Raw genomic sequence first — 21,907 nt, 5'->3', positions numbered from 1 at the left:
TGGCCCGGCCAGACCAGGGGAAGCCATGATTTCCGTGCCGTCCAACAATGAAGTGGACCGTCTGCACGCCTATTGGCGGGCCAGCAATTACCTGTGCGCCGGCATGCTGTACCTGCGCGACAACGTCCTGCTGCGCCGGCCGCTGGAGCCGGCGCACATCAAACCGCGGATCCTGGGGCACTGGGGCACGTGCCCCGGCCTGAGCTTCACGCTGACGCATCTGAACCGCCTCATCCGCGAGCACGACCTGGACCTGATGTTCGTGTGCGGCCCAGGACACGGCGCCGCGGCGGTGCTGGCCCATGCCTATCTCGACGGGCACTACTCGGAGCGCTATCCCGAATGCTCGCAGGACGAGGCCGGCATGACGCACCTGTTCCGGCACTTTTCGGCGCCGCACGGCATCGGTTCGCACTGCACGCCACAACTGCCCGGCTCGATCCACGAGGGCGGTGAGCTGGGCTACAGCCTGTCGCACGCGTTTGGGGCGGCCTTCGACAATCCCGACCTGATCGTCGCCGCGATGGTCGGGGACGGCGAGGCCGAAACCGGCGCGCTGGCCGCCTCCTGGCAATCGGCCAGGTTCCTGAACCCGGCGCGCGACGGCGCCGTGCTGCCCATCCTGCACCTGAACGGCTACAAGATCGCCAACCCTGCCCTGCTGGCACGCATCCCTCCCGCGGAACTGCAGGCCTTCTTCGAGGGGCATGGCTATCGCCCCTGTTTCGTGGCTGGCGACGATCCGCCCGCCATGCACCGGAAGATGGCACGCGCGCTGGGCCAGTGCGTGGCGGAAATCCGGGCGATCCAGGCCCGCGCGCGCGGCGGCGGCGGACCGGCGAGGATTCGCTGGCCCATGATCGTGCTGCGCACGCCGAAAGGCTGGACCGGGCCTCGGCGGGTCGACGGCCATGCCGTGGAGAATTCCTGGCGCTCGCACCAGGTTCCGCTGGCCGACCCTGCCGGGCGGCCGCAGGAATTGCAGGCGCTGGAAGCCTGGCTGCGCGCCTACCAGCCCGAGACCCTGTTCGACCAGGAGGGCCGGCTGGCGGCCGGGCTGCGGACGCTGGCCCCGACCGGCGCGCGCCGCGTCAGCGCCAACCCGCATGCCGATGGCGGGGCATTGCGGCGTCCGCTCGCCCTGCCCGGGCCGGACGCATACAGCCTGCCGGTCGCCGCGCCCGGCGCCGCCGACGCGTCGCCCACGCAGGCGTTGGGCGCCTATCTGCGGGACGTGATGCGCGCAAATCCGGACCGCTTCCGGCTGTTCGGCCCCGACGAGACCGCCAGCAACCGCCTGGAGGCGGTCTATGAAGCCAGCGGCAAGGCCTGGATGGTCCAGCGGCTGGAGGGCGATGCCGACGGCGGCCACCTCGCCCCGGACGGGCGCGTCATGGAAATCCTCAGCGAGCAGACGCTGCAAGGCTGGCTCGAAGGCTACACGCTGACCGGCAGGCACGGCCTGTTCGCCACCTACGAGGCCTTCGCGCACGTCATCGATTCGATGTTCAACCAGCACGCGAAGTGGCTGGACAAGGCCCGGCGGCTGGCGCCGTGGCGCGCCCCGGTTCCGGCGCTGAACCTGCTGCTCACCTCGGTCGTCTGGCGCCAGGACCATAACGGCTTCAGCCATCAGGATCCAGGCTTCCTGGACGTGGCGGCCAACAAGCGGCCCGACGTGGTGCGCATCTATCTGCCGCCGGACGCCAATTGCCTGCTGAGCGTGGCCCGGCATTGCCTGCAGTCGGTCGGCCATGTCAACGTAATCGTGGCCGACAAGCAGGCGCACCCCGTCTACCTCGACGCGGCCGGGGCGGCGCGCCATTGCCGGGCCGGCATCGGCGCCTGGGATTGGGCGGGCACGTTCGTGCAGCACGAGCCCGATGTGGTGCTGGCCTGCGCCGGCGACATTCCCACGCAGGAAGCGCTGGCCGCGGTCGCATTGCTCAAGTCCCTGTTTCACGGCCTGAAGATCCGCTTCGTCAACGTGGTCGATCTTTTCACGCTGGTTCCGCCGGCCGTGCATCCGCATGGCCTGCCGGACGAGGCGTTCGACGCGCTGTTCACGGCGGACAAGCCGGTGATCTTCAATTTCCATGGCTATCCCGCGCTGATCCACCGGCTGTGCTACCGCCGGCGCAACCATGCCGGCTTTCACGTGCATGGCTATCGTGAAGAGGGAGACCTGAATACGCCCTTCGAACTCGCGGTGCTCAACGGCATCGACCGCTACAGCCTGGCGATGGATGTGCTCGAGCGCGTGCCGCGCCTGCGTGGCTGCGCCCCGGCCGCCCGCGAGCGCCTGCTTGCGCAGCGCGACCGGCAGCTGGCCCAGGCGCGCGCCGAAGGCCTGGATCCGGAAGAGAACCGCAATGGCCGGTGGCCCGACCAAGGGCTGGAGAATGCGTGACGGGCGGGCTCGCGCGCGCCGGCGCAAGCCCGCGCCCATCGGCCCGCCCGCGCTGGGCGCCGGCCTGATCACCGGCGCGGCGGACGACGATCCCAGCGGCATCGCCACCTATTCCCAGGCCGGCGCGCAGTTCGGCTACGCGATGCTGTGGACCATGCCGCTGACGCTGCCGCTGATGGTCGCGATCCAGCTCGTCAGCGCGCGCATCGGCTGCGTTACGCGGCGCGGCCTGGCCGCCAACATCAAGCGCGATTTTCCGCCAATAGTGCTGTGGGCCGTGGTCGGACTGCTGCTGACGGCCAACACGCTCAACCTGGCCGCGGATATCGCCGCGATGGCGCAGGCGGTGCATCTGGTCGCGGGAGGGCCGGTAGGGCTGTATGCGGCGGGTTTCGGCGCGCTCAGCCTGACGCTGCAGGTGTACATGCGTTATCAGGCCTACGTGCGCTGGCTCAAATGGCTGACGCTGGCATTGCTGGCCTATGTCGCGGTCGCCTTCACCGTCGAGGTGGACTGGCCAGCCCTGATCCGCGAGACCGCCCTGCCCGGCCTGGCGCTCGGCCACGATGCGCTGCTGATGATCGTCGCGGTGTTCGGCACCACCATCAGTCCCTATCTGTTCTTCTGGCAGGCCGCCCTGGAGATGGAGTCCGGCCATGATGGGCGGCCGCGCTCCGGGGCCGGCCTGCGGGCACAGTTGCGGCGCATCCGCGCGGATACCCTGGTTGGCATGACTTTCTCGAACCTGATTGGCTTTTTCATCATTCTCGCCACCGCCGCCACGCTGCACGCGGACGGCGGCGCGGCTATCCAGACGTCCGCGCAAGCCGCCGAGGCGCTGCGGCCGCTGGCCGGGGACTTCTGCTTCGCGCTGTTCTGCCTGGGCATCGTGGGCACCGGCCTGCTGGCCGTGCCGGTGCTGGCGGGGTCGGCCGCCTATGCCGTGGCCGAGGCCGCCGGCTGGCCGGGCAGCCTGGACGCCCGTCTGGACAAGGGCGAGGGCGCGGCCTTCTACGCGATCATCGGCGCGGCCACCATGGGCGGAGTGGCGCTGTGCTTCACCCCGCTCGATCCGGTGGCGGAACTGTTCTGGGCGGCGGTGTGCAATGGCGTGATCGCGCTGCCCATCATGAGCGTGATGATGCTGCTGGCGTCGCGGCCCAAGGTCATGGGCGCGCATGTCATCGGTCCCGGCCTGCGCCTGGCGGGCTGGAGCGCCACGGGCGTCATGGCGCTCGTCGTCGTCGCCATGCTGGCCACGCTCTAGCGTCCCTGGAGCATCGCGCCGTCGGCGGCGCAGGCGGCCGACGCGTCGCTGCACAGGAACATCGGCACCTTGATGAACAGGCTGCCCGACAGGGACAGTCCGCGCGCCAGATGGTCGTCGGCCAGGATGAAACCGGCGATCGGTCCTGGCGCCGGACCGCGCGGCCCCGTCAGGGCCTGCTCGTCCAGGATCTGGATGGCGCCGTTCTCGCCCTCCACCCAGCCCGGCGCGGCCAGGAACGTCTGCAGTGCGTCCTGTGTCGAAAAGAACAGGACGAGGGACTTGCCGTCCAGGCCGAGTATGGCCCCGGGCGGACCGGCGATAACGTTGTAATAGGTGCGTTCGCCGCCCGCCTCGATCAGCACGCCGCGCCCATAGGCCACTCCCAGGATGCCGCCATCCGCCCGCAGGCCGGGCACGATCAGCGTGCCGAAGGCGCGGGCCAGCACGGCGCGCGCCCGGGGAGACAGCCGGTACAGGCGTAACAGCACGGCCTCGGACTCCTGATCGACGCGCGCGAGCATGGCAGGCGAGACGCTCATCGGGCTCCTGGCCGGTTGCGCCCGGGCGCCGGCCGTCGGCAACAGCATGAGCAGGACATGGAACAGCACGAGGGCGAGGCGCGTTTTCATACCGGCTCCCTGATCTTGGGCAAGTGTCCGGCGGCCCCTTGCCGTCCGGACGGACAAGTCCATTGACGCATGGCCGCGCCCGCCCGCTGTTGACAACAGTCAAGCACGGCGCCTCGGGGCGGTGCTACACCAAGGCATCGGCGCGGCCATGCGGGCCGATGCGCCAGCATCACGAGGACGCGCCATGACCGAGCCTGGGGATATTTCGGATCTGGTCTATGCGGACCGCTACGCGTGGCCAGGCGAGTCGTTGCGGATCGATACGTACCGCCGGGTGGCAATCGCGCTGGCGGCGCGGGAGGCCGGACCGGAGCGGGAGCGCCACGCCGCCCTCTTCCTGGAAAATTTCCTCGCCGGCGCGATCGGCGCGGGGCGCATCATGGCCAATGCCGGCGCCGCAGACGGCGACGGTGACGGCGGGGCCACCATGGTGAACTGCTTCGTCCAGCCTGCCATCGATCCCGGCCTGGGCTGGCCGCAAGGCCTGGATGCGGCGCTGGCCCGCGCCGTGCGCACGATGTCCATGGGCGGTGGCGTCGGCTATGACTTCAGCCCTGTGCCGCCCGCGGACTCAGGCGCGGGTCGGGGCGGCGCATGCGCCGTCATCGACCGCTACGACCAGGCCTGCCAGGCCCTGGCCACGCCGGCCAGGCGCCGGCGGGGCGCGCAGATGGGCGTACTGGCCTGCGATCATCCGGACCTGCCCGCCTTCCTGCGCGCCAAGGCCGGACGGCGCCGCTGGCCGACCCTGAACCTGTCGGTCGCGCTGAGCGACCGCTTCCTGCGGGCCGTGGAGAACGACGAGGCGTGGACCCTGCGCCATGCCTGCCCGCCGGCGGGCGGACAGGCATCACAGCGAGGCGTGCGTGGCGACGATGGAACCTGGCCCTATGCCCGCCTGCCGGCGCGGCGGCTGTGGGAGGCGCTGACCGCCGCGGCCTGCCGGGACGCTGAACCGGGGGTGCTGTTCGTGGACACGATCAATGCGCTGAATCCGCTGCGCGACAGCGAACGCCTGTCGGCCACCAACCCTTGCGGCGAGCAACCCCTGCCGCCCCATGGGAGCTGCGTGCTCGGGCCGATCAATGTGTCGCGCTTCGTGCGCAATCCGTTCGGCGCGAACGGACCGCCCGGCTTCGATTTCAGCGAGCTGGGACGACGCGTGCGGATACAGGTGCGCCTGCTGGACAACGTGCTGGACCTGACCTGCTGGCCTTTGCCGGAGCAGGCGGCCGAGGCCCGGGCCAAGCGCCGTATCGGCGTGGGACTGTCCGGGCTTGGGGATGCGCTGCTGATGCTGCGGTTGGACTATGGCTCGCCGGCCGCGCGCGTGTTCGCCGCGCGGATCGCTCGCTGCATCCGCGACCAGGCCTATCAGGCGTCGGCCGGGCTGGCGGCTGAACGCGGCGTGTTTCCCGCCTATGCGCCAAGACCGTATCTGGAGCCCAGGGCCGGATGGCCACCCCTGCCGCCCGCCGTGCAGGTCGCCATCCGGCGGCACGGCCTCAGGAACAGCCATCTGGTTTCGTTCGCGCCCACGGGCAGCGTCAGCATCGCCTTCTTCGACAATTGCTCGACCGGCATCGAGCCGGCCCACGCGTGGCAGTATCGCCGCCGGCTGCGCATCGGCGAGGCCCCGGCGCGCAACGTGGTGGCGCAGAATCCCGCATGGCGGCTCTGGCGCCGGTTGCATGGCGATGGCGACGAACTGCCGCCCTACTTCCGCCGCGCGGCCGATATCGCCCCATCCGCGCATATCGCCATGCTGGCGGCGCTGCAGCCCTGGGTGGATGCCGCGATTTCGAAGACGGTGCCGCTGCCGCCCGAGTGCACGGCGGCAGAGGTCGGCGCGCTGTTCCTGCAAGCCTGGCGCCTGGGAGTGAAAGGTCTGACGGTGTTCCGGCCGGATCCCCGGATGCCGGCGGTGCTGGAGCCGGCCCGGCACGAAGGGCAGACAGGCCCGGCGGCTCCCGCGGCCGCCTGAGGGGGATGCCGCGTCACGCGGTGGCGCGCGGCGCTTCGGCGCCAGCGGGCCCGAGGCGTCGGGCCACCCGTCCGCGGCTGGCCTGCGCCCAGAAAGGCGGCCGCCGCAGCAGGCGCCGGCTGGCTGAGCGCAGGCCATCGCCGGCCCTGCGCAGCAATCGCAGGGCCGCTTTGTCGCCTTGTCGACCCGCCAGCCTGCCGGTCGACAGGCTGACACACACATCGCGCCCCAGCGCGGCGGCTGTACGGAAGTCCTGCGCGCTGCCCAGCGCGCCTTGCACGTCGGCCAGGGCCTTGACGTAGCGCTCGAGCTTGCGGGATGGACTGAGCAGCAACAGCGCCTCGCTGGCATAGCGCAGGCGTTTGACGCGGATCCGCGCCGCATGCTGGCGCCGCGGCCCCTGGTCGGCGGCGTTATCCAGGCGCGCGCGCAGCGCCGCGTCCCAACCCTCGAGGCGGCGGCCGAGCGCGCGATACAGCGACCGGGGCGCGCGCTCGGCCGGCCGAGGCTTGCGGATCGATATCCGGATCGGCATCGCAGAGCTGCGGCAGCACTTCCATCGTGAAGACGTCCCAATCGCGCGCCCGCGACAGCGGCTGCATGGCCCAGGCCACTTCCTTGCGCAGCGCGCGACGCATGGGGCGCGCGCCTGGCGGCCGTGGCAGCAGGTCGGACAGCGCGCACAGCCGGCGCACGTAGATCCGCAGATCATGGATGAGATCCGGGCCGGCGTCCGCCACGGCGGCCCGGCCCTCGCCCAACCGATGCGCGCGGCTCCAGATTTCGCCGAACCAGGTGGCGGCGACGGCTTCCAGCCCCGTGTGCAAGGCTGGCGCGGGCTCCGCCCGGGCCGCGCCATTGCCTGGGCTCGAGGCCTTGGCTCCGGCAAGGCTTCGGACCGCGCCGTCGGCCGAACTCCTGGCCGGTCGCCCGGCGGCGCGGGTATCCTGCCGGGCACTGCCGTTGGCCGATGCCGGCCGCGTTGATTGCGCCATGACCGCGCTCCTGTGTGGGTGGTGATCATGACCACGGTACTCGCTGGCGCAACAGGCTTGTTGACGCGAGTCAAGCTCGCGACGGTCGGGCCGAAACCGAACGGCCCGATTTTTTTGGTTGACCATGCTCAATATGCCGCTCTGGCGAGGCGGGAGACGGGATGGGGGGCCGCCGTGGCGGGCGTCGCCGACCGGCTGGAAATCCGCTGAATCAGGGAATCAGCACAGCGGTGGCCTGCAGGCGCCCCTGTCGCAGGTCATCCAGGGCGTCGTTGGCCTGTTCGAGCGGATAGGTCCGGACGTCGCAATGTATGCCCGCCGCCGGGGCCAGCGCCAGGAATTCGCGGGCGTCGGCCCGCGTCAGGTTGGCCACGGACACCAGCTTGCGCTCGCCCCACAGCAGGCGGTACGGAAATGCGGGAATGTCCGTCATGTGTATGCCGCCGCACACGACGCATCCGCCCTTGCGGACGGCCCGCAAGGCCATGGGTACAAGCTCGCCGACGGGCGCGAAGATGATGGCCGCGTCCAGGGGTTCCGGCGGGTCGACGCCGCTGTCGCCGGCCCAGGCCGCGCCCAGCGTGCGCGCGTGCAACTGGGCGACGGCGTCGCCGGGTCGGGTGTAGGCATGCAGACGGCGATGTTGCCAGGCGCAGATTTGCGCCAGCGCCTGCCCGGCCGAGCCGAACCCGTACACGCCCAGGCGGCGGGCGTCGCCAGCCGCTCGCAGCGCGCGCCAGCCGATCAGGCCGGCGCACATCCACGGCGCCATGGATTCGGCCGGACCGGCCTGCGGCAGCGGATACACATATGCGGCTTCGGCCAGCATGTGCGACGCAAAGCCGCCGTCGCGCGTATAACCGGTGAACGCCGCCGCATCGCAGAGGTTCTCGCGTCCGGTCAGGCAGAACGCGCAGCGGCCGCAAGTCCAGGCCAGCCAGGCGGCGCCGGCGCGGCGGCCGGCCAGGCGCGGGTCGACGCCCTCGCCTGTCTCCTCGACGATGCCGATCACCTCGTGTCCGGGCGTGACCGGATACCGCAGGCCCGGCAGCTCGCCGTCCACCACGTGCAGATCCGTGCGGCAGACGGCGCATGCCTCGACCTTCAGCAGCACCTGGCCGGGGCCGGGCCGGGGCGTGGGCAACCGTTCCAGGCTGAGGGGCGCGCCAGGCGCCCGTTGCGACATGGCTCTCATGGGAAGTATCCACAACGGCCCGGCGTGCCGGCGCCGGGCCCATCGCGCCCTAGCCCACGACCAGCCTGTCGTTGACCTCGGCAACGCCGGGGGCAGACCAGGCCGCGCGCTCGGCCGCGCCGCGCTCGATCCAGCTATTCACGCAGCCATTGAGCGTGACCTTGTTGTCCTGCACGTTGACCTCGACGCGCGTGGCCTCCAGCTGCGCGCTGCGCAGCAAGGCATCCTCGATCCGGCGCTTGATGTCGCTGGCGCGCGCCGACGGCGCGACTTCGATCTGGTTCGAGATGCCGATCACGCCCGACAGCTTGCGCACCGCGCGCTCGGCGGCGTCGCGCTGATAGAACCAGTCCACCGTGCCGTTCAGCGTCACCCAGCCCTTCTGCACCGTTACCTGCACCTTGCCATCGGGCACAGTGGAATCCCACGCGATGATGTTCAGCGCGCGCGCGGCGACCTGGTCGTCGGCCAGCTGCTTGGCCGCAGCCGTCCGCACCTGGATTTCCTGGGCGATGCCGCGCACGCCCTTGACGCGCTGCACGGTATGCTCGGCGGCCAGCTTCTGCGCATAGGTTTCGACATAGCCGTTGAGCATGACCACGCCGTTCTCGACCGTCACGTCGATATGCAGATCGTCGATACTGGGCTCGAACGCCAGGGCCTGCCGGACCCGGTCCCGCAATGCTTCGTCACTCATGATGCTCTCCTGGTTCCGGGGCGGCGCCCCGCCATGCGCCAGCGCCGGCGGCGCTGGTCGCGTCCAGCCTTTGCATGACCTACTCGATCTGCAGCAGCCGGCCGTTGCTGCCCGCTTTTTTCGGCAAGGTCAGCACCAGCACGCCGTTCTCGCATACGGCCCTGGCAGCGGCCGAATCGATCGGACTGGCCAGCGTCACCGAGCGTTGGATCTGCCCCCAGTAACGTTCCTTGCGCAGAACCTTGCCTTCATCCTTGACCTCGCTACTCTGCTCCTTGTTGGCGAGAATCATGACCGTGGCGCCGTCTATTTCGACCGAGATGTCCTTTTTCTCGACGCCGGGCAATTCCGCTTTCAGGACATATTTGTCGCCGGCTTCGGTGACGTCGATGTCCATGCGCGGAAAGTCCTCGTCCGTGCGAGACCGGATCGGCCTCAGCAGCGCCTGGAAGACATCGGGGAACGTATCGAGGGACAGGGGGCTGTATTGAGTAAGTCGGGACATGGTGGCTCCTTGGAAGACCGCTTGCGTTCAACCGCAACCGTCCAGTTCATCTTGAGCGTTCGCGTCCGGGCCTCGTTGACTTTTGTCAGGGAAAATGGGTGGGCCCTAGAAGTCAATGCTCGCTTCCTGGGTATTGCGGTTCGACACAGCGGTTTCAGCTAGTCTTGGGCCTGCCCGCGTGACCTGACTCCGCACTCGGCGACAGATTCCGCCCTGGCTCTTGCCGCGAGCCGGGCCACCGGTCAGGCTTCCATTCCATAATGCTCCGGCAACAGCCCCATCCCGGCTCCCCCAGGAAGTTGCTTGCGTATTCGCCCGCTCCGGAGGTGCCGCACTCCCCTTTTCCCTGTAGTGCCCATAACTACAACAATATGATCCCTTGAACCGTGAGGTCCTATACCCATGAGAAAATTTCTCAAGATCCTGGGCAGCCTGGTCGTGACGGTGGTGATTGCGGTCGCCCTGTTCCTGTACTGGCCGCTGCACCAACGTTCGGTCCCGGCTCCGGACAACGACAAGCCCCTCGACGCCGTGCTCGTCGGCGGCGGCATCATGAGCGTGACCCTCGCCACCTACCTGCAGGAATTGCAGCCGGACTGGCGCGTCGAGCTCTTCGAACGCCTGGACGGCGTGGCGCTGGAAAGCTCCAATGGCTGGAACAATGCGGGCACCGGCCACTCGGGCTTCGCCGAGCTGAACTACACCCCCGAGATGCCTGACGGTTCTGTCGACATCAAGCGGGCCATCAACATTGCCGAACAGTTCGAGATTTCGCGCCAGTTCTGGGCGCACCAGGTCAAGGCTGGCCGCCTGGGCCAGCCGTCGGACTTCATCAACCCCACCGGCCACATGAGCTTCGTCTGGGGCGATGACCGCATCGAGTATCTGCGCAAGCGTCGCGATGCCCTGGTCAAGAGTCCGCTGTTCTACGGCATGGAGTATTCGACCGACACGGCGCAGATCCGCCAGTGGGCGCCCTTGCTGATGGAGGGCCGCGATGCCGGCCAGAAGGTTGCCGCGACCTACATGCCGCTGGGGACCGATGTGAATTTCGGCGTCATCACCAACCAGCTGACCCAGGGCCTGCAACGCAACCCCAATTTCAAGCTGCAATTGCGGCATGAGGTTACCGCGCTGCGCCAGAACGGCGACAAAACCTGGAACGTCACGGTCAAGGACCTGAAGACCGATCAGGAACGCACGGTCAAGTCGCGCTTCGTCTTTATCGGCGCCGGCGGCGCGTCGCTCAAGGTATTGCAGCTGTCCGGCATCCCGGAGTCGAAGAACTACGCCGGCTTCCCTGTGGGCGGCCAGTTCCTGGCCTTCGACGCGCCGGCCGTTGCCGGCCGCCACGCGGTCAAGGCCTACGGCATGGCCGATACCGATTCGCCGCCGATGTCGGTGCCTCACCTAGATGCGCGCAAGCTCGACGGCAAGCCAGTGGTGCTGTTCGGTCCGTTCGCGCTGGCCACGACCAAGTTCCTCAAGCAGGGCTCGACCTTCGATCTGTTCTCGTCGGTGACCCACAACAACGTCGCCAGCATGGTGGACGTGGGCATGGAGAACCTCGATCTGGTCAAGTATCTGGTGGACCAGGCGCAACTGACCGACGCGGACCGTCACGCCCAACTGCTCAAGTACTACCCGCAGGCCAAGCGCGAGGACTGGCGCCTGGTGACGGCGGGTGAGCGTGTGCAGGTCATCAAGCGCGATCCGGAGAAAGGCGCGATCCTGCAGTTCGGCACCGAAGTCGTGACCGACAAGGACAACACCATTGCCGCGCTGCTGGGGGCCTCGCCCGGAGCCTCGACCTCGCCTCCCATCATGTTGAACCTGCTGGCCAAGGCCTTTCCACAGCAGATGGAAGCGGGTTGGAAGGCGCGCCTCAAGGAGATCATTCCGTCGTATGGCCAGAAGCTCAACGACAGTCCGGCGCTGACCAACCAGATCCGCGCCATGACGAGCCGGGTGCTGCAGCTGCCGTATGTGGAAGTGCCGGTGCCGGGCGCCACGCCAGCCTCGGCGCCGGTCGCGCCAGCCGGAGGAGCACCGGCGACGCCGGCCCCCGGCCGCAATGCCAACACCGAGATGCAGGCGCTGTAACGGCCTGCTCAGCCCTCCCTCGCGGGAGGGCTTTTGCTTGTTGCAGGCGGCTTTCCCGCCGCCCTGGCCTGGCCCGGGGCGGCGCGCGGTCGCTCCGGGCGCCCTGCCCTTACGTCGCCAGCAGCTTGATCGCCGCCAGGATGCTGACCGCCCAGGTCGTCATGCGCACGACGCCATCCCCCAGCCGGCTGACCGCCTTGGCGCCCAGCGTGCCGCCCAGCGCGCAACCCAGCGCCAGCGGCAGCGTCATCGGCCACGGCACCACGCCGCGCCAGATGAACACGGCCACGGACGCGGTCGAGATGACCAGGCTCAACCGCGTGCCGAGCGCGGCGGCGGTGGACGGCGTGTGGCCGTGCAGCGCCACCAGCGTCAGGATCAGGAAGACGCCATAGCCGGCGCCGAAAAATCCGGAATACACCGCCAGCACCAGCACCAGCACGAAACCGGTGAACCGCTGCATGGCGCTGGGCGAAACGTTGACCGTCTTCGGGCGGCGTCCGGCCCAGAAGGTGCCGACGATGGAGGCAACCAGCAGGAACAGCACCACGCTGCGCAGCCGCATCGGGTCGATGATGGTCAGGAGCTGCGCGCCCAGCACGGAACCGAGCAGGCACATGGGCCACAGCCATCCGGGCACCGGCACGGCGGTCTCCGGCAGCTTCTTCGCATGGGCCAGCGAGCCCGTCAGGAAGGCGGCCCACAGCGCCACCTTCACCGCGATGACGCTGTCGTCGGCGGCGATGCCGGCCAGCATCAGCAACGGCACGCCCAGCGTCACCCCGCCTCCCGCCGTCACCGCCACCACGCCGCAGGGCAAGCCCAGCGCGAACATCAACAACATGGCCTGCATCGACATGTCCACCATCGTCTCCATTTATTGTGCCCTGGCAGTATGGCGTCGCATGGCAATACAATCCAATCATTGTATTGAGCACATCGGACTCGGCGGCGGGCGACATGAACCTGTATGAACGACTGACGGCGGAACTGGCGGCGGCCATCCGAGGCGGTGAACTCGCCGGGGGGCCGCCGGTACGGGAGTTCGCCAGACTGCGCGGCATCGGACCCAGCACCGCCGCGCGGGTTTACGCCAGCCTGCGGCAACAGGGGCTGGTCATTGGCGAAGTGGGACGCGGCACCTTCGTGCGCGAGCGGCCGATGGACGCGGGTCCGCTGTCGGCGGCCGCCAGGTACGCGTCATTGGGCCGCAGCGCCGTGGCGCTGGAGGCGCAGGACCTGCGCGCCGCGCTCAAGGCGGTCGCCGCCCAGCCTGACCTGGCGCAGCTGACCGGACAGGCCAGCCCGCTGGGCCGGACGTTGGTCCAGCGCGCCCTGGCCGCGCATTTCGTCGGAATGGGGTTGGACGTGCCGCCGGGGCAGATCTGCGTCGCGCACGGCGGACAGGCCGCATTGCGGCTGGCGGCGCTGGCGATCGCGCAGCGCGGTCAGCGGGTGGCGGCCGACGCCATCACCTACCCAGGCTGGAAGCTCGTCGCCGGCCAGCTCGGCCTGGATCTGGAACCGATCGCCTTCGATCGCGACGGCCCCTTGCCCGATGAGCTGGAGCGGACACTGCGCCGCAGGCGGATCAAGGCGCTCTATTGCATGCCCGTGGCGCATTTGCCCATGGGCTGGGTGATGCCGCCGCAGCGCTGCCGCGCCATCGCCGAGCTGGCCCGCAAGCATGATTTCGCGCTGATCGAAGACCTGACCTACCGCCATCTGAGGCCCAAGGCATCGACCGGCCTGTACCGGCTGGCGCCCGAGCGGACCTGGCTGGTCGGCAGCATGTCCGGCCTGCTGGGCGACGGGCTGCGCTTCGGCTATCTGGTCGCGCCCGACCCGAACCGGCGGGTCCTGGAAAGCCTGGCCATGTCGTGGGGGCTGGCTTGCGCGCCGCTGCTCATCGAGCTGGCGCGGCATTGGCTGGAGGACGGCACCGTCGGCGCGATCCAGGCGCGGCAGGCGGAGCATGCGCGCGCATTGTGGCAGGCCGTCGCCCGCACGGAGCTGAAGACGCTGGGGTCGCCGTCGACGGCGGGCTGGGGCTTGTGGCTGCCGGCCGGCCGGGGCCGGCGCGCGGAGGATCTGGTGTCGCGCCTGCGACGGGCGGGCGTGGACGCCATCGGCAGCGAGCCGTTCAGCGTCGCGGCCGCTCATCCCAACGCCTTGCTGGTCCGGCTGCGGCTGCTGGCCGGGGAAGACGTCGCGCCACTGGCGCGGACTATCCTGGATGCCTGGGCCTGAATTCAGCGGACAGGCAGATTCACGCCAGGGCCGGGTCGCCAGACAGGCGTGGCGGCCGGGCCGCGCGCGGAAAGAATCAGTCCCAGCACACCGTATAGACCTGGAACCCCTCCCCCGCTTCCGGCGCGGCGACATGCTTGCCGTAGGGCCAGCCGGTGATGAGGCCGTCGGCCTCCAGGCCTTCCAGCCACCGCTCGGCGTCCGCCTGCGTAGCGGACGAGATCACGTGGATGTTCTCGGCGGCGGGCCAGTCATCGCATTCCAGCGCCATGCCCCAATCCTGGTGCAGGCCCACGTAGACGCCTTGTACGTCGGGGCGCCGGGCGATGGCCTGGAAATGGGCGTGGATCTCGCGCAGGGTCGGACGTCCGTAGCCCCATTGGTTGGGCGCGATGGAGTCCTCCTACTCGTTGCCGTCGAAATACTCGTCCAGCGTGACGACCGGCAGATGGTCTTCGTCCAGCGCGTCCAGCGCTTCGAGCTTGTCCAGCAGGGTCTTGCGCGCGTCCATCCGTGCTCCTGTACGCGTTAGAGAAACTCGGCGCGTCCGGTCAGCCGGGCGCGCCGATGGCCGCCCGGTTCAGCGCAGCACGTAGCCGCCGTCGACGAAGAACGTCGTGCCGGTCGTATAGCGGTTCGAGAGCAGCATCCAGGCGGCGTTGGCCACGTCGTCCACCTGGCCCACGGCCTGCAGCAGCGTGCTGGCGCGGTACTGGGCGAAGGCGGCCTCGCGCAGCTCGGCGGGGCGCGCCTGCCACAGGTCGCTGTCTATGGTGCCGGGCGCGATCGCGTTGACGCGGCGCGGCGCCAGCTCGGTGGCCAGCCCCCTGGCCAATCCCTCGATGGCCGCGTTGGCGGCGGCGTAGGCGGCGCCGCCCTTGACGGGACGCGCGCTGGCCGCGCCCGACATCAGCAGCACCGAGGCGTCCTGCGCCAGTTTGGGCAGGGCCGCGTGCACGGCCCAGTATTGCGGCCAGAACTTGCCCTCGAACGGGCTGCGCGCCTGGTCCTCCGTCGCCTGGGCGAAGGGGGTGACGGTGTAGTTGGCGCCGGGCGTGAACAGCATGTCGACCACGGGCAGGTCGTCGAAGAAGGCCGTCAGCGACGTGCTGGAGAACGCGTCGACCTGCCTGGCGATGGCATTCTGCGGCAGGGTCTTCAGGGCCTCGTCCAGGCGCCGGCGGTCGCGGCCGCCGATGATGACCCGGGCGCCCTGCGCGGCGGCCACTTGCGCGGTGCGCAGGCCGATGCCCGAGCTGCCGCCGATGACGACGAGTGTCTTGCTGTCCGACATCATGATTTCCATGGAAGTTGAAAGCGATGAGAGAAACGCGGCGAGGCGGCAAGGGCCGCTTGCGTGGTCCTTGCCGCCTCGTGCCTGTCTGCATTCGGATGACGGGGCCATTGTGCCATGGCCACGCGCGGGCTTCGTCCACGGCGGCCCTGCCCCGTCGCCTCAGCGATGGATGCGCACCAGACTGAGACAGCAGGACGCCATCGCGATCGCGCCGGCGATCCACAGCGCGGTCTGCATCTGTCCGACCTTGCCGCTGGCGAACAGCTGGCTGGCCACGCCGGACAGCACCACGGCCACCACCGCCGCGCCCAGCGACTGGCCCAGGGTGCGGGCCGTGGCCAGCACGCCCGAGGCCGCGCCGCTACGCGCGCGCGCCACGTTGCTGAGCATCTCCTTGTTGTTGGGCGCCTGGAAGAAGCCGAAGCCCAGTCCGCACAGGCCCAGGCGCCACAGGATGTCGGTGACGTCGTGCGCATGGTCCATGGACGCGATCAGGAACAGCCCCAGCGCGAAGATGCCAACGCCGATGGTGGACAGTAGGGTCGCGTTGATCTTGTCGGACAGCCGCCCCGACAGCGGTGCGGCCACGGTGACCACCACCGGCCAGGGCGTGAACAGCAGGGCCGACTGGATGGCGCTGTATCCATAGACGGACTGGAACAGGAACGGCAAGGCCACGAAGGAAATGCCCTGCGCCGAGAACGCGGCCAGCGAGGCCGCGGCGGCGAAGGAAAAGCGCTTGGACGCGAAGATATCCAGCGGCAGCAAGGGCGCGTCCAGGCGGCGCTGCCGGCGCAGGAACACGGTGGCCAGCACGGCGCCGCAGGCCAGCAAGGTCCAGACGATGCCATTGTCCCAGCGTCCGGCCTGGTCGATGGCGATCACCACGAAGCCGATGGCCAGCACGGAGTAGCCGATGCTGGACAGGTCGAGCCGCGCGCCGCTGCCCTCGTCCGCCGGCAGGTTGCGCAGGCCCAGGTACAGCGCCGCGACGCCGAACGGCACGTTGATCAGGAACAACCAGGGCCAACCCAGCGTCGATACGATGATGCCGCCCAGCGTGGGCCCGGCGACCGTGCCCAGCGCCACGATCAGCGCGTTGATGCCCAGGATCGAGCCCAGCAGCTCGGGCGGATAGATCTTGCGGTACATGCCGATGCCGATGCTGACCATGGCGGCATAGCTGAAGCCCTGCAGGCTGCGGAACGCGACCAGGGTCCAGAGGTCGTTGGCCACGGCGCAGCCGATCGAGGTCAGGGTGAAGATGGCCAGCCCGATGCAATACACCCGGCGGTAGCTGAAGACCGCCCCGACCGCCGCGAAGGTGATCATGGTGGCCGCGCTGGCCACGTGATAGGCGTTCACCACCCAGATGATGGCCGCCGGCGTCGCGTCCAGTTCCTTGGCGATGGTGGGCAGGGCCACATTGACTATCGACGTGTCCAGGGCCCCCATGAAGATGCCGATCAAAATCGCCATTGCGGCAAAGTATCTTGCCGGAATCGGGATGCCCGATGGCTCCGCGTTGATAGCCAATGTGTCCGACATGCCTGCTCTCCTGTTCAGATAAGGGTTGGGTTCTAGGATGCGTAGCGCTGGTCGCTGATGCGGATCCGGATCAGGTGGCGCGCGTGATCGCTGAATTCCGTCCTGCCGTGCAAGCCTTCATGGTTGTTGGTGAGCAGGATGTCGTCCGCGTCCAGCCGGCAGGTGGTGGTGAATTCCTGGTTGCCGATGACGTTCTCCAGGATGTAAAGCGCCAGCCGGTTCTCGGCGGTGTCGTACTCGGGATGCGCCTTCAGGCCGGCTTCGAGCGTGTCCTTGCGGTAGCGGATCAGCGGCTTGTCGGCAAAGATGGGCGCGAAGGTGGCTTCGGCCACGTCCTGCCGGCGTTCCTTGGTGTACGAGGTGGGGATGCGGAAAGGCAGCTTGGTCCTGGACAGGTGTCGGAATGCCCAATCGCCCTGGCTGCCGCTCTTGAGCGAATTCACGATGTGATGCCCGTCACGGATCAACGAGACCCCGCCGTCCTCGGCGGGCCGCACCACGTAGAGCAGCGTGTACCTTTCGGGATTCGGGAAGTACTGGGTGTCGGTATGCAACTTGGCCTCGTCGGCGTTTTCCGAGAAGGTGGAGACCTGGCCGGCGGGCAGGTCCCGCTTCTTGATATCCCAGATGATCTGGCGATTGACCCTGTCGGTCGGCGTGGGCCAGCCCAGCGCCAGGCACAGCAGGAACAGGATGCGGCGCTGCTGGTCCAGGTCCAGGCCGGCCAGGCCGCTTTTTTTCAGGATCAGCGCCGAATAGCGTGTTTCGAGCAGGTCCTTGATCGTTTCCGAGGCGCTGGCGATGCCGGGGAATGTGCGCAGCACGTCCGCCCGGAGGTGGGAAAGATCGATCTCGTCCGACAGTTTTTCCGGCGTGTGCGCGACGTCGCCGTAATGGGTGGCCAGAACATCCCGCGTGGATTTCTCGGCGTTCGTCAGCCAACCCGCATTGAACTCAAACTCACCAATTCGATACCCCGCGTCTTTGACAAAAGCAAGCATGGTTAATCCCTCGAAAGTGCTGGTTGAGTGCCCATCCCGCAGGATGAGTAAAGGTCTCCTCCAAGCCGGACGCTCGCGGCGCCCTTGTCGGAATTCACGCAACATCAATAACGCTTTCGTGCGAATGCAACTGCCCGGGTCATCCAATCATGGTGTGGACGGGTGCTTCTCCTTTGTTTTGGGGGGAATCAACGCAATGCGCCGGTCCGAAGTGAATCCTGTGCGGCGGGCTCATCCCTGATGCGGGTCGCGTCGGTACGCCGGGGCGTCATGTGATCCATGTCAAGCGTGCCGGCCTGCAATGATTCTAGATTGGATGCTGCGATGCAGTAAACATATTTACGATATTTTCCGGAAAAGAAAATTCCATAAATATCAATCACTTGAGTTAATCAAATGGTGTTTTGGTAATTTTCTTCTGTTTAATTCGTTGTTTAAAATGCCGCAAAGCAAAAGACGATTTCACATCGCGCTTCTGCTTTTTGCATTGCTCAAGGCAGCCGCATGACGTTTCCGCCCTACGCACGGGCCCGCGCCGGCATGACGTTTGAAGTGCCTGCCCGGATAGCGCGCGTCGGCGAAGTGCGGAGCATCGGCGATCTCCGCAAATGATTGACCTGCATGGCGCGCAGGCGTCGTTGGATGTGCGTCGTTCAGACAGCGGCGGCGCTGGTGAAGCAGCCCTCGCTGGCCAGGTCCGTCTTGATCCATTCGATGAACGCGCGCGTGCGGGCCGGCAGCAGCTTGGCGTGCGGATAGATGACGCTGACTGGCCGGGGCGGCAGTTCATAGTCGGCCAGCACCGTGGTCAGGCGGCCTTGCGCCACGTGCGGCGCCACCTGGTAGGACAGGAACATGCCGAAGCCCAGGCCGTCCAGGCAGGCGCCGAGCGCCGGGGCGACGTGGTTGAACTCCAGGTTGCCGGCCACCGGCAAGGTGAACATGCGGCCATTGTTCTGGAAGGCCCACCAGGAATGGCCGGCGCCGGAGAAGTCGATGCAGTTGGCCTGCAGCAGGTCCTTGGGATGCGCCGGCTCGCCCTGGGCCGACAGGTAGGCGGGCGCGGCCACCACCATGCGCCGCACCTGCCCGACCTGATGCGCGACGAGCGAGGAATCGTTGAGCCGGCCGATGCGCACGCCCAGATCTATGCCCTCTTCCAGCAGATTCACCTGGCGGTCCGCCAGCACCAGGCTGCAGCGCACCTTGTGGTGCTGCCGGACAAAGCGATTCAGCGACGGCGCCACGTGCATCTGGCCGAACAGCACCGGCGCCGTGATCGTCAGTTGGCCGGCGAGTTCCCCGGTGTCTTCGCGCAGCGCCGATTCGGCCTCTTCCAGGGTCGCCAGCACATGGCGGCAGCTATCCAGGTAGCACAGGCCCTCATTGGTGAGCGCGATGCGCCGCGTGCTGCGGTTGAACAGCCGCACGCCCAGGTCGGCTTCCAGCGCCGCCAGCGTGCGCACCACTGTCGGCAAGGACGCGCCCAATACCTGCGAGGCGGCGGTCAGGCTGCCCTGTTCCGCGATACATACGAATGCCGCCATGCTTTTCAGCTTGTCCATCAAAAATTACTCCAAGTTCCGCAAGAGTGAAATTCGTGACGCACCATTTATTCCGGGTGATCATGGCTGCATACTCCGTTTAGTTATTTTTTGTCATGAAAGGGATTATCGATGATTTCTCCGGTTCGGGCGTCTGATTATTCGCAGGTTTTTTGGACCGGGCATGGCCGGCATTCTCCGGCCGTCTGAATATCCCCTCTTCCCGTTGCAGGCGCGCTTTCCCCGCGGAAGCGCGCCTAATATGCCGCGCACGCGCAATACGCGCATGCCGGCAGGCGTTTTGCTGTTTTACGGCCCAGGGCGCAAGTTTTTCCGGCGCGCCCGCGACGGGCCGGCTTCGTTAGAAAGAAAACCATGTCATGCGAAGGAGACAAAATGCTGGATACCGCAAATCCGGTCAGGACCGACACGCACGCGCAACGCAAGGCGACCGTCGACCGCCTCACGGCCCTGTCCATCCGGAACAAGACCAATCCGTTCCTTGACATCGCCTGGCCCGAGTCGCTGCCAGAGGATGTCATGTGGATGCCCCACAAGCTGATGACGGTGCATGGCACCCAGGCGGGCGCAACGCTGACGCCCGAGCAGCTGCTCAGGCTCAGCAAGTGGGAAAGCATCTGGTTCTATAGCTTCAACGTCCACGGAGAACGGCACCTGCTGCGCGACGTGCTGAACTGCATGCACAGCCCCGGCTATGAGGACGTATCGGACTACATGCACCATTTCGTGTGCGAGGAAAACAACCATAGCTGGTTCTTTTCCAATTTCTGCACCCGTTACGGCGGCAAGGTCTATGTCGACAAGCGCTCGCAATTCCAGGCGCAGCCATTAAAGCCCGCCGCCAATGCCTTCCTTATCTTCGCCAGGATCCTGATCCTGGAGGAAATGCTCGATTACTACAACGTCATTATCGCGGCCGACGAGGCCGTGCCCGCGGTAATACGCGAACTCAATGCCCTGCACCATTATGAAGAGGCGCGCCATATGGCCTTCGGCCGCGCCATCGTGGCGGATCTGTTCGACAAGGCGCGCAAGAATTGCACGGACGAGGATATCGATGAGTGCCGCGCCTACCTGGATCGCTATATCGGCTGGTGCCTGGACTCGCTGTATTACCCGGCCATGTACCGGGACGCCGGCATCGCCGACGCTTATCAATTCCGCAATGCCGTCATGGCCGATCCGGGCCGGCAATCCCATCACGACGCCATGACGGCCAAGGTAAGGAAATTCTTCGCAAAGATAGGGGCAGCCTGAAATGAATAATCAAAATCCGGCCGTGGCCGCACTGACACAGAAAATCAAGCGCTTCGTCGCGGAGCGCAATCCGGAACTGGGCGACGTTCATATCGACGACACGGTGGACCTGATCGAAAGCCGCATCGTCGATTCCCTGATGTTCGTGGAATTCCTGCTGTTCCTGGAGGATCACTTCGGCTGCGAGATCCTGCTCGATTCCGGCGATGTCGGCGCCTTCCGCACGGTTCGCGGCATCTACGACAACTTCAACCAGAAAGCGGGGGTGGTGAATGTGTGATTCCGGCAAACACTGGGCCACCCATGAAGGGCTGGCCACGCTCGATCCGTTGGCGGTCCGGTTGAAGGATCTGCTGGACGCCAGCTTCCTGAACATCGCGGCCTCGCTGCAGGCCGAGCGCATGCAATTCCCGCCGCTGCTGAAGGTGGCCGACGTGGACGCGCTGGACTACTTCAAGAACTTCCCGCAGCTGCCGCTGCTGGTGTCCGCGACCGATGCGCAGGCCATGAACGACAGACGCGAGAGCAGTCGGGAGGCCTGGACCGAAATCAGCCACGACTGCCTGGCCCACGCGACCCACATCCTGCCGCCGGCGGCCTGCTATCCGGTGTACAGCCATCACCGGGACGCGCCGGTTGGCCGCCTGAAGACCATCACCACGGCGGCCAACTGCTATCGCAACGAAAGCCATTACCTGGGGCTGCGGCGGCTGAAATCCTTCAGCATGCGCGAGATCGTGTTCATCGGCGAGATGGAGCCGGTGACCCGGGCGCTGGGCCTGGCGCGCGGCCGCGTCCATGACCTGGCGGGCGCCCTGGGCGTCGAGACCCGGCTGGAGAACGCGATGGACCCGTTCTTCGATCCCAACTCCACCCGCGCGGTCACGCAGAAGATGTTCCCGACCAAGCAGGAGATGGTGTACGGCGACGATCTGGCGATTTCCTCGTCCAACTTCCACCGCAATTTCTTCGGCCAGCGCTTCAACATCAGCAGCGTGGACGGCCAGACCGCCTACACGGCCTGCATCGGCATGGGCCTGGAGCGCTGGATACACGCGATGCTGGAGGTCTACGGCAACGATATCGAGCGGGCCATTGCCCGTCTCGAGGCGCTGGAAGACGAGCTTGCCTCGGCGTCCGAAGCCGACGCGGCCCTGGCCTGAACCGCGATCGCCAGGACCGCCATGTCCCACCCCTCCCC

Annotated in this window: 18 protein-coding genes and 2 pseudogenes; 9 read left to right on the top strand and 11 right to left on the bottom strand. The window is 67.5% G+C overall.

Annotation, left to right across the window (positions count from 1 at the left end; all coding sequences use genetic code 11):
• Positions 1 to 25: 25 nt before the first annotated feature.
• On the top strand, positions 26 to 2,410 hold the full coding sequence (locus AC6LJ5_RS19270) for a phosphoketolase family protein (RefSeq protein ID WP_498141318.1): 2,385 nt from the start codon (positions 26 to 28) through the stop codon (positions 2,408 to 2,410).
• A complete protein-coding gene (locus AC6LJ5_RS19265; RefSeq protein ID WP_498141317.1) occupies positions 2,403 to 3,677 on the top strand; it encodes an NRAMP family divalent metal transporter in 1,275 nt (424 codons plus the stop codon). Before AC6LJ5_RS19270 ends, AC6LJ5_RS19265 begins: the two co-directional genes overlap by 8 nt.
• On the opposite strand, the gene AC6LJ5_RS19260 is transcribed toward AC6LJ5_RS19265, so the two are convergent.
• Positions 3,674 to 4,309: a lipid-binding SYLF domain-containing protein gene (locus AC6LJ5_RS19260; protein WP_498141316.1), complete on the bottom strand. Its 636-nt coding sequence runs from the start codon at positions 4,307 to 4,309 to the stop codon at positions 3,674 to 3,676. The two genes, AC6LJ5_RS19265 and AC6LJ5_RS19260, sit on opposite strands and share 4 nt — an antisense overlap.
• A gap of 184 nt (positions 4,310 to 4,493) precedes the next feature.
• Here AC6LJ5_RS19260 and AC6LJ5_RS19255 point away from each other — a divergent pair, with 184 nt between their 5' ends.
• Positions 4,494 to 6,293, top strand: coding sequence for an adenosylcobalamin-dependent ribonucleoside-diphosphate reductase (locus AC6LJ5_RS19255; protein ID WP_498141315.1), 1,800 nt, complete (start codon positions 4,494 to 4,496; stop codon positions 6,291 to 6,293).
• A 13-nt stretch (positions 6,294 to 6,306) separates the two neighbouring features.
• Here AC6LJ5_RS19255 and AC6LJ5_RS19250 read toward each other — a convergent pair.
• Positions 6,307 to 7,288, bottom strand: a pseudogene (locus tag AC6LJ5_RS19250) (CHAD domain-containing protein).
• A 27-nt stretch (positions 7,289 to 7,315) separates the two neighbouring features.
• Here AC6LJ5_RS19250 and AC6LJ5_RS19245 point away from each other — a divergent pair.
• On the top strand, positions 7,316 to 7,498 hold the full coding sequence (locus tag AC6LJ5_RS19245; protein WP_392410280.1) for a hypothetical protein: 183 nt from the start codon (positions 7,316 to 7,318) through the stop codon (positions 7,496 to 7,498).
• Position 7,499: 1 nt separating this feature from the next.
• On the opposite strand, the gene AC6LJ5_RS19240 is transcribed toward AC6LJ5_RS19245, so the two are convergent.
• The 3 genes from AC6LJ5_RS19240 to AC6LJ5_RS19230 form a co-directional block, all read right to left on the bottom strand.
• Positions 7,500 to 8,483, bottom strand: a complete 984-nt coding sequence (locus tag AC6LJ5_RS19240) for a zinc-dependent alcohol dehydrogenase family protein (protein ID WP_392410278.1) — start codon at positions 8,481 to 8,483, stop codon at positions 7,500 to 7,502.
• A 49-nt stretch (positions 8,484 to 8,532) separates the two neighbouring features.
• Positions 8,533 to 9,180, bottom strand: a complete 648-nt coding sequence (locus AC6LJ5_RS19235; RefSeq protein ID WP_103274416.1) for a BON domain-containing protein — start codon at positions 9,178 to 9,180, stop codon at positions 8,533 to 8,535.
• 79 nt (positions 9,181 to 9,259) lie between these two features.
• Positions 9,260 to 9,685 (bottom strand): Hsp20/alpha crystallin family protein, encoded by a 426-nt coding sequence (locus AC6LJ5_RS19230; protein WP_103274417.1) that lies wholly within the window; start codon positions 9,683 to 9,685, stop codon positions 9,260 to 9,262.
• A 402-nt stretch (positions 9,686 to 10,087) separates the two neighbouring features.
• Here AC6LJ5_RS19230 and mqo point away from each other — a divergent pair, with 402 nt between their 5' ends.
• Positions 10,088 to 11,788, top strand: a complete 1,701-nt coding sequence (mqo, locus tag AC6LJ5_RS19225) for a malate dehydrogenase (quinone) (protein WP_498141314.1) — start codon at positions 10,088 to 10,090, stop codon at positions 11,786 to 11,788.
• Between the two features lie 109 nt (positions 11,789 to 11,897).
• Here the strand turns inward: mqo and AC6LJ5_RS19220 are convergent, their stop codons facing one another.
• Complete coding sequence (locus AC6LJ5_RS19220) at positions 11,898 to 12,665, bottom strand: sulfite exporter TauE/SafE family protein (RefSeq protein WP_103274422.1); 768 nt, start codon at positions 12,663 to 12,665, stop codon at positions 11,898 to 11,900.
• Between the two features lie 83 nt (positions 12,666 to 12,748).
• Here AC6LJ5_RS19220 and AC6LJ5_RS19215 point away from each other — a divergent pair, with 83 nt between their 5' ends.
• Positions 12,749 to 14,038 carry an aminotransferase-like domain-containing protein gene (locus AC6LJ5_RS19215; protein ID WP_498141313.1) on the top strand — a complete coding sequence of 430 codons (1,290 nt, stop codon included), beginning with the start codon at positions 12,749 to 12,751 and terminating at the stop codon, positions 14,036 to 14,038.
• A gap of 76 nt (positions 14,039 to 14,114) precedes the next feature.
• Here the strand turns inward: AC6LJ5_RS19215 and AC6LJ5_RS19210 are convergent.
• From AC6LJ5_RS19210 to AC6LJ5_RS19190, 5 genes and pseudogenes are all read right to left on the bottom strand, one after another.
• A pseudogene (locus tag AC6LJ5_RS19210) lies at positions 14,115 to 14,549 on the bottom strand (YfbO family protein).
• 69 nt (positions 14,550 to 14,618) lie between these two features.
• A complete protein-coding gene (locus AC6LJ5_RS19205) occupies positions 14,619 to 15,332 on the bottom strand; it encodes an SDR family oxidoreductase (RefSeq protein ID WP_498141312.1) in 714 nt (237 codons plus the stop codon).
• Between the two features lie 162 nt (positions 15,333 to 15,494).
• Positions 15,495 to 16,814 carry an MFS transporter gene (locus AC6LJ5_RS19200; protein ID WP_233772434.1) on the bottom strand — a complete coding sequence of 440 codons (1,320 nt, stop codon included), beginning with the start codon at positions 16,812 to 16,814 and terminating at the stop codon, positions 15,495 to 15,497.
• A 101-nt stretch (positions 16,815 to 16,915) separates the two neighbouring features.
• The gene (locus tag AC6LJ5_RS19195) at positions 16,916 to 17,884 is read right to left on the bottom strand and encodes a TauD/TfdA family dioxygenase (RefSeq protein WP_158658422.1); all 969 of its coding nucleotides are present in this window, start codon (positions 17,882 to 17,884) and stop codon (positions 16,916 to 16,918) included.
• Between the two features lie 653 nt (positions 17,885 to 18,537).
• Positions 18,538 to 19,449, bottom strand: coding sequence for a LysR family transcriptional regulator (locus tag AC6LJ5_RS19190; RefSeq protein ID WP_103274427.1), 912 nt, complete (start codon positions 19,447 to 19,449; stop codon positions 18,538 to 18,540).
• 375 nt (positions 19,450 to 19,824) lie between these two features.
• Between AC6LJ5_RS19190 and AC6LJ5_RS19185 the strand changes: the two genes are divergently transcribed.
• From AC6LJ5_RS19185 to AC6LJ5_RS19175, 3 genes are read left to right on the top strand one after another with little or no spacing between them, the layout of a single operon-like run.
• Positions 19,825 to 20,706 (top strand): diiron oxygenase, encoded by an 882-nt coding sequence (locus AC6LJ5_RS19185; protein WP_498141311.1) that lies wholly within the window; start codon positions 19,825 to 19,827, stop codon positions 20,704 to 20,706.
• Between the two features lies 1 nt (position 20,707).
• Complete coding sequence (locus AC6LJ5_RS19180) at positions 20,708 to 20,986, top strand: acyl carrier protein (RefSeq protein WP_103274429.1); 279 nt, start codon at positions 20,708 to 20,710, stop codon at positions 20,984 to 20,986.
• Complete coding sequence (locus AC6LJ5_RS19175) at positions 20,979 to 21,869, top strand: class-II aminoacyl-tRNA synthetase family protein (RefSeq protein ID WP_498141310.1); 891 nt, start codon at positions 20,979 to 20,981, stop codon at positions 21,867 to 21,869. The genes AC6LJ5_RS19180 and AC6LJ5_RS19175 overlap by 8 nt, the downstream gene beginning before the upstream one ends.
• Positions 21,870 to 21,907: the final 38 nt, after the last annotated feature.

The sequence above is a fragment of the Achromobacter sp. 1011791174 genome (assembly GCF_059760925.1).
This window is presented reverse-complemented; position numbering and strand designations above follow the sequence as displayed.

Excerpts from the sequence above, each read along its gene's own strand:
- AC6LJ5_RS19185 (WP_498141311.1), top strand. The coding sequence starts at position 19,825 with ATGCTGGATACCGCAAATCCGGTCAGGACCGACACGCACGCGCAACGC.
- AC6LJ5_RS19215 (WP_498141313.1), top strand. The coding sequence starts at position 12,749 with ATGAACCTGTATGAACGACTGACGGCGGAACTGGCGGCGGCCATCCGA.
- AC6LJ5_RS19265 (WP_498141317.1), top strand. The coding sequence starts at position 2,403 with ATGCGTGACGGGCGGGCTCGCGCGCGCCGGCGCAAGCCCGCGCCCATC.
- AC6LJ5_RS19175 (WP_498141310.1), top strand. The coding sequence starts at position 20,979 with ATGTGTGATTCCGGCAAACACTGGGCCACCCATGAAGGGCTGGCCACG.
- AC6LJ5_RS19230 (WP_103274417.1), bottom strand. The coding sequence starts at position 9,685 with ATGTCCCGACTTACTCAATACAGCCCCCTGTCCCTCGATACGTTCCCC.
- AC6LJ5_RS19190 (WP_103274427.1), bottom strand. The coding sequence starts at position 19,449 with ATGGACAAGCTGAAAAGCATGGCGGCATTCGTATGTATCGCGGAACAG.
- AC6LJ5_RS19260 (WP_498141316.1), bottom strand. The coding sequence starts at position 4,309 with ATGAAAACGCGCCTCGCCCTCGTGCTGTTCCATGTCCTGCTCATGCTG.
- AC6LJ5_RS19195 (WP_158658422.1), bottom strand. The coding sequence starts at position 17,884 with ATGCTTGCTTTTGTCAAAGACGCGGGGTATCGAATTGGTGAGTTTGAG.
- AC6LJ5_RS19220 (WP_103274422.1), bottom strand. The coding sequence starts at position 12,665 with ATGGAGACGATGGTGGACATGTCGATGCAGGCCATGTTGTTGATGTTC.
- mqo (WP_498141314.1), top strand. The coding sequence starts at position 10,088 with ATGAGAAAATTTCTCAAGATCCTGGGCAGCCTGGTCGTGACGGTGGTG.
- AC6LJ5_RS19270 (WP_498141318.1), top strand. The coding sequence starts at position 26 with ATGATTTCCGTGCCGTCCAACAATGAAGTGGACCGTCTGCACGCCTAT.
- AC6LJ5_RS19245 (WP_392410280.1), top strand. The coding sequence starts at position 7,316 with ATGACCACGGTACTCGCTGGCGCAACAGGCTTGTTGACGCGAGTCAAG.
- AC6LJ5_RS19180 (WP_103274429.1), top strand. The coding sequence starts at position 20,708 with ATGAATAATCAAAATCCGGCCGTGGCCGCACTGACACAGAAAATCAAG.
- AC6LJ5_RS19200 (WP_233772434.1), bottom strand. The coding sequence starts at position 16,814 with ATGGCGATTTTGATCGGCATCTTCATGGGGGCCCTGGACACGTCGATA.
- AC6LJ5_RS19240 (WP_392410278.1), bottom strand. The coding sequence starts at position 8,483 with ATGAGAGCCATGTCGCAACGGGCGCCTGGCGCGCCCCTCAGCCTGGAA.
- AC6LJ5_RS19255 (WP_498141315.1), top strand. The coding sequence starts at position 4,494 with ATGACCGAGCCTGGGGATATTTCGGATCTGGTCTATGCGGACCGCTAC.
- AC6LJ5_RS19235 (WP_103274416.1), bottom strand. The coding sequence starts at position 9,180 with ATGAGTGACGAAGCATTGCGGGACCGGGTCCGGCAGGCCCTGGCGTTC.
- AC6LJ5_RS19205 (WP_498141312.1), bottom strand. The coding sequence starts at position 15,332 with ATGTCGGACAGCAAGACACTCGTCGTCATCGGCGGCAGCTCGGGCATC.